Genomic DNA, 12,118 nt, shown 5'->3' on the forward strand with positions numbered 1-12,118 from the left:
TGGTAAAACCGTATTTGATTTATAATTTGTTGTGTTATCTTATGTTTTTAACCAAAAATTTATAATTTATGTTAAACAACATTTTAAAACTTGAAGGAGTTCAATTATTGAATAAAAAAAAGCAATCTACCATAAGAGGCGGATTCGAATGTCAGTGTGATGGTCCTGAGCAACAGTATCCACACGAGACTCCATGTTACGACACTTTAATTGGATGTTAACATTATAGCGAACTTCGGTTCGCTTTCTTTTTACCCTTCTTTATTGTTATAATAATTCAACAATCGTCAACCAAACAAAAAGATTCCGCATCTGGTGCGGAATGACACTTCGTTTAATGCGCTTCTAGCCAATTTTGCCCAACACCAATTTCAACATCTAAAGGAACTTCCATTTTAAAGGCATTTTCCATTTCTTCTTTGATGATTGGTTTTATAATTTCCAATTCGTCTTTGTGTGCATCAAACACCAATTCATCATGTACTTGCAACAGCATTTTCGATTTGAAACCTTCTTCCTCAAAACGATTGTAAATGTTTATCATGGCAAGTTTTATAATATCTGCTGCACTTCCTTGAATTGGAGCATTTACTGCATTTCGTTCTGCGGCACCACGCACAATCGCGTTTCTTGAATTGATATCTTTTAAATAACGACGTCTTCCTAAAACTGTTTCCACATAACCGTTTTCACGAGCAAACGCAACTTGATTGGACATATATGCTTTTAGTTTTGGATAAGTTTCATAATACGTGTCAATCAATTCTTTAGATTCACTTCGAGTCAAATCGGTTTGATTGCTCAATCCAAAAGCAGAAACACCATAAATAATTCCGAAGTTTACCGTTTTTGCATTGCTACGTTGTTCGCGCGTTACTTCTTCCAATGGAACATTGAATACTCTAGAAGCTGTAGAAGCGTGAATATCTGCGCCATCTTTAAAGGCTTGCATCATGGTGTCTTCTTTACTTAAAGCTGCAATAATTCGGAGTTCAATCTGAGAATAATCGGCAGCGAGCAACACATAATTTTCATCTCTTGGCACAAAGGCTTTTCGAACTTGTCGTCCGCGTTCTGTACGAATTGGAATGTTCTGTAAATTAGGATTGTTAGAGCTCAATCTTCCCGTTGCTGCAACCGCTTGCGCGTATACCGTGTGAATACGATTTGTTTTCGGATTGATTTCATTTGGTAAGGCATCAACATACGTACTTTGTAGTTTTCGATATTGACGCCATTCTAAAATATCAGCAACAATTTGATGATCTTTTGCAAGATATGATAATACATCTTCTGCGGTAGAATATTGCCCAGTTTTCGTTTTCTTTGGCTTGTCGACCAACTTTAATTTATCAAATAAAATTGGACCTAATTGTTTTGGCGAACCAATATTAAATTCTTCGCCAGCTTGTTCGTAAATATCTTTTTCCAAACGATCAATGTCTACTGCCAATGCTTTTGACAATTCGCCTAAAAAGTCTGGATCTAAGTTGATTCCTTCAATTTCCATTGCCGAAAGTACACTGACCAACGGAACTTCTACATCCGAAAATAATTTAGTCAAATGACCACTTTCCAATTCTTTGATAAAATGTTCCTTCAACTGATACGTAATGTCTGCATCTTCCACCGCATATTCTGTTTGTTGTTCCAACGGAACTTGTCGCATAGAAAGCTGGTTTTTTCCTTTTTTACCAATCAATTCCACAATAGAAACGGGTTGATAGTTTAAATACGTTTCTGATAAAACGTCCATATTATGACGCATATCTGGATTTATCAAATAATGTGCTATCATGGTGTCAAATAGTTGCCCTTTTACAGGCATGTCGTAATTTGACAATACTTTAATATCATATTTTAAATTCTGTCCAACTTTTTCAATCGTAGTACTTTCAAAAAATGGGCGGAATTCTTCTAAAATTGCTGTTGTTTCTGACTGATCTTCTGGAAAAGCAACATAATATCCTTTGCCTTTTTCCCATGAAAATGCAATTCCGACCAACTCAACTTCGAGTGCTTTTAAACCTGTAGTTTCGGTATCAAAACACACACTTTGCTGTTTCAATAATTTTTGAAGCAACATTTTTCGTGACAACGGCGTATTTGCCAATTGGTAAAAATGATCGGTTGTTTTTATTGTTTGGTAGCCTGAAATGTTGGTTGCTTCTGTAGCATTTCCTCCTCCTGGCGTGGCAAATAAGTCAAATTGTCCTGTGGTAGATGCTTTTTGATTTGCTTTTGATGTAGTTTTTGTGTTCGCTTCCGCGGAATTTTCATCGGATTTCGCAAACGTTTTGGTTAAATTGTCAAGCAATCTACGGAACTCCAATTCGTTAAAAATTTCTGTGACAGCTTCCAAATCAGGATCGCACATTTCAAAATCTTCTTCGTTGAATTCTACAGGAACATCGAGCATAATTGTTGCCAATTGTTTGGAAAGCATGCCCAATTCGCCATTGGCTTCTACTTTTTCCTTCATCTTTCCTTTCAGTTCGTGTGTATGGGCAAGCAAGCCTTCCATACTTCCGTAAGCGGCTAAAAACTTCTTAGCTGTTTTTTCTCCTACACCAGGCAATCCAGGAATATTATCGACAGAATCGCCCATCATTCCTAAGAAATCAATGACTTGTTCTGGGCGTTCTACGCCAAATTTTTCTTGTACTTCGGTAATTCCCCACGTTTCATAACCACCACCAAATTTTGGTCGATACATAAAGATATTTTCAGAAACCAATTGAGCAAAATCTTTATCGGGCGTTACCATAAAGGTTTGGTATCCTTCTTTTTCTGCTTTTTTAGAAAGTGTTCCAATAATATCGTCGGCTTCATAACCTTCTTTTACGATTACAGGAATTTTCATGGCTTTTAAAATACTTTCTATATATGGAATTGCCAGCGTAATTGGCTCTGGTGTTTCTTGCCTATTTGCTTTATATTCAGGAAATACTTCTACACGATCTACACTACCGCCTCTATCAAAACAAACCGCCAAATGATCTGGACGTTCACGTTTTATGACATCTAGTAATGAGTTTGTAAAACCTAAAATTGCTGAGGTATCAAATCCTTTCGAGTTGATTCTAGGGTTTTTAATAAAAGCGTAGTATCCTCTAAAAATAAGTGCATACGCATCGAGTAGAAAAAGTCGTTTTTGAGCTGCCATGTATCGTAAATTTGATGGAAATCCAAATTTAAGAATATTAGCTAAATTCTATCATAAATAGACTAATTATTCACAAGGAGAATGCTTTTTCATAAAATTCAGAAAATATTCTGGGTAACAAAGTTTGCTGTTTTGAACTTTCTCACATAAACTTAAAATTCTATAATTATGAAAAAAAAGATTTCAAAACTGTCTTTACAAAAATCAAAAGTATCTAGGTTAAATGAAAAGTTTAAAAACGACATTAACGGAGGAGCACGTCCGTCGCATTTCTTTTGCTCAATTGGGAAGAATTGCGGATCAGAATCATGTAAGTTTTCCGTTTGTATTCCTTTCTAAGTTTTCCCGAAGAAAAATTAGTATATAAAACGAACTTCGGTTCGTTTTTTCTTTTTACAAAAGCTCCACAAGTTTTCTATATTTGGATTATAATTTATTTTCAGAGTTATGGATTATTTGCATAAAGAAAAATTTGTTGAAACATTTGAAATGTACATTTGTGATTGTTATGGTCCTGAAGGTTGGTATCATGATAAACAAACCAGTACAGCATGTTTTAGAATTCGAGCTACTTTTGAAGATTTAATTTCTAAGGGTTTTACTAAATACGATGCAATCTTTGTGCTGTGTAAACAGGTAAATATTACATTTGAGATACTCTTGAAATTAGATTATGAAATTACCATCAAGACATTTATGAATGGTAAAGAATGGAAAGCCAGTACTTTTAATGGAAATAGGTTTGATGCCTCAGAAATTTTAGCTAGTAGATTAAGTGAATTATTATATGTTAGGTTTCAGAATATAATTTTTATTGAAGACGCTTCAAAATAAACAGCAATTACTATTCTTTTAGAAGGAACATACTTCTTTTATAACTTCTTCATTCAGAACTTTTATAACCTTTTAGGCGATTACTCATTCGTGTTTAAATACGCTTGATAGTCAATTTAACAAAAATGTTAAAATGCAACTTACAATCGTTAAAGTATGCTAAATCTTGGGCTATCTTTTTAAAAGCCATGCTATTATTCATAACTTTAAGTAAAATCAATAATAATCAAAAAAATAGCTATTATGAATCAAGATCAATTTGAAGGTAAATGGAAACAAATTAAAGGAGACTTTAAGAAGAAATACGGAAAAATAACAGACGACGAGTATAATGAAGCAGAAGGAAGTTTGGAAAAACTTGCTGGTAAAGTGCAAGAGAAATATGGAAAAACGAAAGAAGAATTAAAGAAAGAATTAGAAAACTGGTAATCGTTATTTACTTCAAAAAAAGCGCTTTTGTTACGTAACAAAAGCGCTTTTTTTATGATCTTTTCTCTACTAAATCTAAGTAAAATGAATTCTAAAATTAAAACTGTGAAACTTACAGCTCGAATTAAAATTAATTGAATTACAATTTGTAATTTCGTGCTTTAAATTCAACAAAAATGCAAACCATTTCACTTGCCATTCACGGTGGCGCAGGAACATTAGTAAAAGGAATGATGACGCCGCAACTAGAAGCGGAATATAAAGCAGCTTTACAAAAAGCCTTGGATGCAGGTTACCAACTATTGGAAGAAGGAAAATCTTCGGTAGAAGCCGTAGAAGAAGCTGTACGTTTGTTAGAAGATTCGCATTTGTTCAACGCTGGAAAAGGAAGTGTGTTTACCGCGCAAGGAACACACGAAATGGATGCGGCTATTATGGAAGGAAAAACTTTGAATGCAGGTGCGGTTTCACTTATTACAGGAATCAAAAATCCAGTGTTATTGGCACGCGATGTCATGGAAAAAAGTGAACACGTGTTTATGGCGGGCGAAGGCGCGATGTATTTTGCAAAAATGCACAACTACAAAATAGAAGATTCATCGTATTTTTACGATGAATTACGATACAATCAGTGGCAAGAAATAAAAGATAGTGATACTTTTCAATTAGATCATTCGCTTAAAAAAGATTCAAAATTCGGAACTGTGGGCGCAGTTGCTTGCGATAAAAACGGAAACATTGCGGCAGCAACTTCTACAGGCGGAATGACCAACAAACGTTTTGGTCGTGTGGGCGATTCTCCAATGATTGGAGCAGGAAACTACGCAAACAACGAAACTTGTGCTGTGTCTTGTACAGGAAGTGGCGAATATTTCATTCGTGGAGTTGTGGCGTATGATGTATCTGCTTTAATAGAACACAAAGCCTATTCACTTGAAAAAGCAGCTGATGAGGTTATCAATAAGCGTATTCTAAAAATTGGTGGTGATGGCGGATTGATCGCGGTTGATGCCAAAGGAAACATTGCGATGCCATTTAATACCGAAGGCATGTACCGAGCGTGTAAATCTTCAAATGGAATGGAAGAAGTGGCTATTTATAAATAGGAGTTCTTCTAATTTGATAATTTGAAAATGTGTTAATAAATTTTTAAACAAAACCTCTGATAATTTTAGAATCGGTCTAATATCTAATAAGCGTTAGCGATCTAATATCCAATAGCGCAGCGGTCTAGCAGCAAAGCGATCTAAAAAAAGAATCAGGATTTTTAGAATCAAGAATCAAGACGTTTCTTATAAGAGTAAAAACAATTTTAAAGTATGAGTAAGCATCTAAAAGCGTTCACATTGAGCGAAGTCGAAATGAAGCGGCCTAAATAAAAGGTGCTTCAATCGGTAATACAGAAACTTTACGATTTTTAATATCAAACTGATCTCCATTAGACAATACATGAATCGTCATATTTGCCATCGTCATTGGCGTTCCTTCTTTCAATACTTTTTCATTATTGTGCGTTAAGGTTGCACCATCAAAAATAATCACCATTCCAGAACCAATCACGGTACAATCGTTTCCATTTTTGATAATCATTCCAGTATCTTCTGCCAATCCGATTCCGATCAAATTTGGAAATTTTGCCACAGCTTCCGATTGACGCCCAAAACGTCCACGGCGAATAAAATGTGTGTCAATAACCAACTCAGGAATCAGGCTTAATCCTTTATACATCGTTACTGCACCTTTAATAAATGCTTCCGAAGCACTTCCGCCAGCTATCATTTCATTTGCCATTGCCATTGCGCCAGCACTTGTGCCTGCAATTACAAAACCTTCTTCATTTTTGTAACGATCAGCTAAAATATTATGAATCGTTGTTCCGCCAATTTTATTTGTAATCTTTGACTGATCGCCACCAGAAAACATAATACAGTTTGCGGTCTTAACCAATCCAATAGCAGTCTCTTTCTCAGAATCTTCTTTGCTTCTTATGTCCAATACGGTAACATCTGTACAACCCAATTTATCAAAAGCATTCAAATAATTTTCTCCAACTTCTACAGGAATGCTTGAAGCTGTCGGAATTACCACAATTTTTGCATCAATACCTCCGGCTTCTTTTACAACATGAAATAAAATTCCATCATCAATAAACTCTAGTGTATATTGTTCATTTTCTTCAATACCTTTATCTTCATTTCCTCCAATTGGAATCAAAGTACCTTTAATCTGCTGCATGTTCTTATGATTTTTTGTGATTGCAAAAGTAAAATAATTTTCTGTCTGTGTATCTTTTTTTAATGTAATCTTAAATGATGTATATAGAATATTGAAAAGAAGACATAAGTCTGTGAAATTTTTCTATATTTATGATCGGACTTGTTATAAAAACAAATCTTTCAATTAACCAAACCAACAACACATGGAAATAAGAAGTATAAACGCAATGCGCGGACCAAACTATTGGTCTGTAAGAAGACATAAGTTAATCGTAATGGTATTGGATCTTCAAGAAATGGAAGAATATCCTACCAATAAAGTCGATGGCTTCGGAGATCGGTTAAAAGCCATGTTTCCTTCCATGTATTCACATCGTTGTTCGGAAGGTTGTGAAGGTGGTTTTTTTATGCGTGTGGATGATGGTACTTGGATGGGACACGTAATTGAGCACATTGCACTAGAAATACAAACCTTGGCGGGAATGGACACAGGTTTTGGTAGAACACGCGGTTATGGAGAAGAAGGTGTGTACAATGTGGTATTCTCTTATATGGAAGAAAAAGTAGGTCGTTATGCAGCAAAATCAGCGGTGCGAATTTGTGAAGCCTTAATTGCTGGGGAAGAATACGATTTAGCTAGTGACATTCAGGATATGCGCGAAATTCGTGAAGAAGAACGTCTTGGACCAAGTACAGGTTCTATCGTAGAAGAAGCAGCAAGCAGAGGAATTCCATGGATTCGCCTGAACAGATATTCACTTTGTCAATTAGGTTACGGCGCCAATCAAAAACGCATTCAGGCAACTGTAACCAGCGAAACCAGTAATATTGGTGTTGAAATTGCCTGCGATAAAGAAGACACAAAATACTTATTAGAACAAGCTGAGGTTGAAGTGCCACGTGGCGATATTATCCGTAGAGAAAGAAGCCTGCAAGGTGCGTGTGATTATGTTGGTTTTCCTTTGGTGATAAAACCGATCAACGGAAATCACGGACGTGGAATTACAGTTGATATCAATACATACGATGAAGCTTTGGTTGCTTTTAAAGCGGCACAAGAAGTATCTCGATCAGTGATTGTAGAAAAATACATTACAGGAGACGATTACCGTTTGCTTGTCATTAATAATAAATTGGTCGCTGCGGCAAAACGTACACCTGCTCATGTTGTTGGAGATGGAACATCCACCATTCAAGAGTTGATCGATGAAGTAAACAAAGATGAACGCAGAGGTTACGGACACGAAAAGGTCTTAACCATGATTAAGGTAAACGATTTAACACAAACCTTAATTGCTGCCAAAGGATATACCTTAGAAACTGTCTTAGAAAAAGACGAAGTAATGGTGTTAAAAGACACGGCAAACCTAAGTACTGGTGGAACTGCCGAGGATGTTACAGATATCGTGCATCCTGCCAATGTATTTATGGCAGAACGTATCTCCAAAATCATTGATTTAGATATTTGTGGAATTGATGTAATGACGTCTGACATAAGCAAGCCGCTTGCAGAAACTGGCGGCGCTGTTTTAGAAGTAAATGCAGGTCCAGGATTCCGTATGCACTTGGCGCCAACAGAAGGATTGCCAAGAAACGTAGCTTCTCCTGTAATAGACAAATTATTTCCTCCAGGATCAACGTCACGAATTCCAATCATTGCCGTAACAGGAACGAATGGAAAAACAACAACAACGCGTCTAATTGCGCACATGGCGAAAATGAAAGGCTACCGAGTTGGTTACACGACAAGTGATGGTGTGTACATTCAAAATAGATTGTTAATGACAGGCGATTGTACAGGTCCAGCAAGTGCAGAGTTCGTACTGAGAGATCCAACTGTAAATTATGCTGTGTTAGAATGTGCTCGTGGCGGATTATTACGTGCAGGTTTAGGATTTAAAAATTGTGATATTGGAATCGTAACCAATGTAGCTGCCGATCATTTAGGACTCAAAGGAATTCACACCATAGAACAATTAGCCAAAGTAAAAGGTGTCATTCCAGAAACGGTATTGCCAGATGGCACCGCAATTTTAAATGCAGATGACGAATTGGTGTATGCAATGCGTAAAAATGTTGAATGTAATGTGGCGTTATTTTCACTCGATGAAAACAATCCGCACATCAAAGCCATGCAAAAACGTGGTGGAATTTGTGCCATCTACGAAAATGGATATATAACTTTATGTAGAGGCGAATGGAAAATGCGTGTCATCAAAGCCGTAAATGTACCGTTAACTTTTGGTGGAAAAGCTACATTTATGATTCAAAATGTATTGCCAGCCGTTATTACTGCATACTTAAAAGGATTTACCTTAGAAGATATGCGTGCTGCGTTAGAAACCTTTATTCCATCTGCTTCACAAACACCAGGACGTTTAAATCTGTTTAAGTTTAAAAATTTCCAAATATTAGTCGATTACGCGCACAATCCAGCAGGAATGCGTGCTTTAAAACAATTTGTAGACAATTTAAACGCGACTGAAAAAATTGGAATCATTGCAGGAATTGGCGATAGGCGAGTGGAAGATAACAACGAAATGGGCGCATTGGCAGCAGAAATGTTTGATGAAGTAATCATTCGTCAAGACAAACGCTTGCGCGGAAAAACGGAAGAAGAATTGATTAAAATGTTGGATGATGGAATAAAAATGCACGATCCAAACAAGAAAACAACCATTATTCCATCAGAAAAAAAAGCCATTCTACACGCAGTAAAAAATGCAAAAAAAGGCACTCTAATTGTGCTATGTAGTGATGTAGTACCAGATGCGCTAGATTTAGTCAAAAAACTAAAAGAAGAAGAATCGAATGAGTTGTATGATTTTACACCTGACGACATTCCGAACTTACCATAACAACAAATTTAAAAACTCTCGAAAACCTTCGGGAGTTTTTTTTAGGAATGAAGTGGTTTAAACTTTTTCTTCTGGCTGTAAATTCATCTTGTTTTGCGCTGATTTTGACTTTTTTTCCTGTCGTAGCTACAGCTATGCCACTCAAAAAAGACTTCATCTCCCCAAAAAATCTTAAATTTTCGCTTCAAAACTAAAAGTTTAAATCACTTCAATGTTAAAATTCCCGTAAAACGCCAAATCAATACGTAAATAACAAGTATTTTTGTTAAAATTATATCAATGCTACGATTTTTAATTCCAATTGTGATATTGCTCATTTTAGAGTTGTATACCTTCTTTTCTGTACGCGCCTTAACAACAAACAAGTTCATCCTCATAGGTTTTTGGCTAGTTACGATTATTGTGTACGGAATCTTTTTTTACCAAATGAGTCTCACACAGCGCGAAGGTCGTTTTAGTTTGTCTACAGGATATGCGATTGCATTAGCGCTCACGTTTGTAGTGCCTAAACTATTCATTTTTGCGATCTTATTTATAGAAGATATTTTACGCTTTTTTGCGTCGTTATTCAACTATTTTCAACATAATGGAATGACCGTTGGAGAAGCCATTCCGTCAAGACGAAAATTTATAAGTCAATTAGCATTAGGAATAGCCGCTGTGCCATTTGCTGGATTTTTATATGGAATTTTTAAAGGAAGATACGACTACAGAGTTATAAAGCACACCATGTATTTTGATGACCTTCCTAAAGCTTTTGATGGCTACACGCTCACGCAAATTTCAGACATTCATTCAGGAAGTTTTGACAATAAAGAAAAGATTGAATATGCTGTAGATTTGATTAACGAGCAAAAAAGTGATGTGGTGCTTTTTACGGGAGATATAGTCAATGCTGTAGCAGAAGAAATGAATCCATGGATTGATACATTTAAACGAATTGAAGCCAGAGATGGAGCATATTCTGTGTTGGGAAATCACGATTATGGTTATTATGCATATAATAGTCAAGAAGAAATTGATGAAAATCATCGAAAAATGGAAGAAGTTCACAAAGCCATTGGATTTGATTTATTGTTGAACGAAAAGCGTACGCTTGAACGAAATGGTGAAAAACTACATATTTTGGGTGTTGAAAATTGGGGAGCTTCACGTCATTTTCCAAAGCGAGGAAGTTTACGAAAAGCGACGGAAGGTGTTGTAGATGGAGAATTCAATATTTTATTATCGCATGATCCTTCTCACTTTGATTACAAGGAAATGGAAATTAGAGAACACGAAAAGAAAGATCCTGAGGTAGTTACGGATGAACCAAATATTCTCAATTTTGAAAAAAAGATTCAGCTTACCTTGTCTGGACATACGCACGGAATGCAGTTTGGGATTGAAATTCCGTTTTTAAATTTTAAATGGAGCCCTGTAAAATATAGATATCCGCGTTGGGCAGGATTGTATGAAGAAGCTGGAAAATACTTGCATGTAAACCGCGGATTTGGTGTTTTGGCGTTTCCAGGACGTGTCGGAATTTGGCCAGAAATTACAGTGATAACATTGAAAAAACGTCAGAAAGTAGCATAATCGCAAGAAAATAGTACATTTGTAGTAGAGAATTAAAGATTTTTTAGTTAAAAAAATAGTAATTCAGTAAAAATTAAAACATTCGCTTATGTCAAAATTTGGTGAATTAATTAGTGCAAATATTCCAATCTTGTTAGATTTTTATACAGAATGGAACGAGCAATCTAAAGCAATGCACGCGGTGTTACGCGATGTTGCTGCTGCGGTTGGCGACAGAGCCAAAGTAATTAAGATTGACGTAGATAAAAATAAAGAATTAGCAGAAGCTTTACGTGTAAAAGGACTTCCTACTTTAATGATTTATAAAGGTGGAGAAATGGTGTGGAGACAAAGTGGAGAACAAGATGCTAATACATTGATCGGATTGATTTCTGAACACGCTTAAAACGTAATACGCTCAAACGTATATCCTAAATCGCTAAAATGCTTCAATACTTTTGGAAGCACATAGTGTAGTTTGTCATATGCTTTCAAACTATCGTGAAATACCACAATACTTCCTGCTTTCGTAGCATTCAATACATTATCAAGACATTCTTCTGGAGTTAATTTAGTGTCAAAATCGCCACTCAATACATTCCACATGACAATTTTATAGCCTAGTTTTCTAAGTTTTCTAGAAAGTTGAGGTGTTAATTTCCCGTATGGCGGACGAAATAGTTTTGTCACTGCTGTTGAAGAAACTTCCGCAGTCTTTTCAAGGGTTTTTGTAGCTTCAATTGTATTGGAAATGTACTTTGGTGCAGCAACTTTCCAGCCGTTTACATGATGTTGTGTGTGGTTTCCAATCGTGTGTCCTTCCACAATCAACCTGTTGTAAATATCTGGATGTTTTCGCACATTATTTCCAATACAAAAAAACGTTGCTTTTGCGTTGTAATTTGCGAGTTGCTCTAAAACCCAAGGTGTGACTTCGGGAATTGGTCCATCATCAAAGGTTAAAAAAATTTTCTTTTCAGAAACTGAAAACTCCCAAAGTAGCTTTGGAAATAACCAAGTGACTATTTTGGGAGTTTTTACAGTATAAAACTTCATTT

General features: G+C 35.9%; 11 protein-coding genes. 8 read left to right on the plus strand and 3 right to left on the minus strand.

All coding sequences use genetic code 11. The annotated features are described in order from the left end of the window. The first annotated feature begins 68 nt into the window (after positions 1-68). Complete coding sequence (locus tag KAOT1_RS23085) at positions 69-221, plus strand: hypothetical protein (RefSeq protein WP_007096444.1); 153 nt, start codon at positions 69-71, stop codon at positions 219-221. Between the two features lie 113 nt (positions 222-334). On the opposite strand, the gene polA is transcribed toward KAOT1_RS23085, so the two are convergent. Further along, a complete protein-coding gene (gene polA / locus KAOT1_RS18610; RefSeq protein WP_007096445.1) occupies positions 335-3,166 on the minus strand; it encodes a DNA polymerase I in 2,832 nt (943 codons plus the stop codon). 168 nt (positions 3,167-3,334) lie between these two features. Here polA and KAOT1_RS23790 point away from each other — a divergent pair, with 168 nt between their 5' ends. The 4 genes from KAOT1_RS23790 to KAOT1_RS18625 all read left to right on the plus strand — a co-directional run bounded on the left by KAOT1_RS23790 (position 3,335) and on the right by KAOT1_RS18625 (position 5,535). After that, positions 3,335-3,505: a class I lanthipeptide gene (locus KAOT1_RS23790; protein ID WP_193363742.1), complete on the plus strand. Its 171-nt coding sequence runs from the start codon at positions 3,335-3,337 to the stop codon at positions 3,503-3,505. A gap of 108 nt (positions 3,506-3,613) precedes the next feature. Next, on the plus strand, positions 3,614-4,000 hold the full coding sequence (locus KAOT1_RS18615; protein WP_007096446.1) for a hypothetical protein: 387 nt from the start codon (positions 3,614-3,616) through the stop codon (positions 3,998-4,000). Between the two features lie 243 nt (positions 4,001-4,243). Continuing rightward, entirely contained in the window at positions 4,244-4,429 is a 186-nt protein-coding gene (locus KAOT1_RS18620) for a CsbD family protein (RefSeq protein WP_007096447.1), read from the plus strand. A gap of 176 nt (positions 4,430-4,605) precedes the next feature. Then, the gene (locus KAOT1_RS18625; protein ID WP_007096448.1) at positions 4,606-5,535 is read left to right on the plus strand and encodes an isoaspartyl peptidase/L-asparaginase family protein; all 930 of its coding nucleotides are present in this window, start codon (positions 4,606-4,608) and stop codon (positions 5,533-5,535) included. A gap of 265 nt (positions 5,536-5,800) precedes the next feature. Here KAOT1_RS18625 and KAOT1_RS18630 read toward each other — a convergent pair whose 3' ends face one another. Further along, complete coding sequence (locus KAOT1_RS18630; protein ID WP_007096449.1) at positions 5,801-6,664, minus strand: cyanophycinase; 864 nt, start codon at positions 6,662-6,664, stop codon at positions 5,801-5,803. Positions 6,665-6,848: 184 nt separating this feature from the next. Between KAOT1_RS18630 and cphA the strand changes: the two genes are divergently transcribed. The 3 genes from cphA to KAOT1_RS18645 all read left to right on the plus strand — a co-directional run bounded on the left by cphA (position 6,849) and on the right by KAOT1_RS18645 (position 11,466). Further along, the gene (gene cphA, locus KAOT1_RS18635) at positions 6,849-9,503 is read left to right on the plus strand and encodes a cyanophycin synthetase (RefSeq protein WP_007096450.1); all 2,655 of its coding nucleotides are present in this window, start codon (positions 6,849-6,851) and stop codon (positions 9,501-9,503) included. A gap of 279 nt (positions 9,504-9,782) precedes the next feature. Continuing rightward, a complete protein-coding gene (locus KAOT1_RS18640) occupies positions 9,783-11,081 on the plus strand; it encodes a metallophosphoesterase (protein WP_007096451.1) in 1,299 nt (432 codons plus the stop codon). An 88-nt stretch (positions 11,082-11,169) separates the two neighbouring features. Further along, complete coding sequence (locus KAOT1_RS18645; RefSeq protein ID WP_007096452.1) at positions 11,170-11,466, plus strand: thioredoxin family protein; 297 nt, start codon at positions 11,170-11,172, stop codon at positions 11,464-11,466. Here KAOT1_RS18645 and KAOT1_RS18650 read toward each other — a convergent pair. After that, a complete protein-coding gene (locus KAOT1_RS18650; protein ID WP_007096453.1) occupies positions 11,463-12,116 on the minus strand; it encodes a polysaccharide deacetylase family protein in 654 nt (217 codons plus the stop codon). The genes KAOT1_RS18645 and KAOT1_RS18650 overlap by 4 nt on opposite strands. Positions 12,117-12,118 lie beyond the last annotated feature (2 nt).

The organism is Kordia algicida OT-1 (assembly GCF_000154725.1).
Lineage (GTDB): Bacteria > Bacteroidota > Bacteroidia > Flavobacteriales > Flavobacteriaceae > Kordia > Kordia algicida.

Bases quoted from the DNA above. Each gene is read 5' to 3' on its own strand.
- KAOT1_RS23085 (WP_007096444.1), top strand. From the start codon at position 69: ATGTTAAACAACATTTTAAAACTTGAAGGAGTTCAATTATTGAATAAA.
- polA (WP_007096445.1), bottom strand. From the start codon at position 3,166: ATGGCAGCTCAAAAACGACTTTTTCTACTCGATGCGTATGCACTTATT.
- KAOT1_RS23790 (WP_193363742.1), top strand. From the start codon at position 3,335: ATGAAAAAAAAGATTTCAAAACTGTCTTTACAAAAATCAAAAGTATCT.
- KAOT1_RS18615 (WP_007096446.1), top strand. From the start codon at position 3,614: ATGGATTATTTGCATAAAGAAAAATTTGTTGAAACATTTGAAATGTAC.
- KAOT1_RS18620 (WP_007096447.1), top strand. From the start codon at position 4,244: ATGAATCAAGATCAATTTGAAGGTAAATGGAAACAAATTAAAGGAGAC.
- KAOT1_RS18625 (WP_007096448.1), top strand. From the start codon at position 4,606: ATGCAAACCATTTCACTTGCCATTCACGGTGGCGCAGGAACATTAGTA.
- KAOT1_RS18630 (WP_007096449.1), bottom strand. From the start codon at position 6,664: ATGCAGCAGATTAAAGGTACTTTGATTCCAATTGGAGGAAATGAAGAT.
- cphA (WP_007096450.1), top strand. From the start codon at position 6,849: ATGGAAATAAGAAGTATAAACGCAATGCGCGGACCAAACTATTGGTCT.
- KAOT1_RS18640 (WP_007096451.1), top strand. From the start codon at position 9,783: ATGCTACGATTTTTAATTCCAATTGTGATATTGCTCATTTTAGAGTTG.
- KAOT1_RS18645 (WP_007096452.1), top strand. From the start codon at position 11,170: ATGTCAAAATTTGGTGAATTAATTAGTGCAAATATTCCAATCTTGTTA.
- KAOT1_RS18650 (WP_007096453.1), bottom strand. From the start codon at position 12,116: ATGAAGTTTTATACTGTAAAAACTCCCAAAATAGTCACTTGGTTATTT.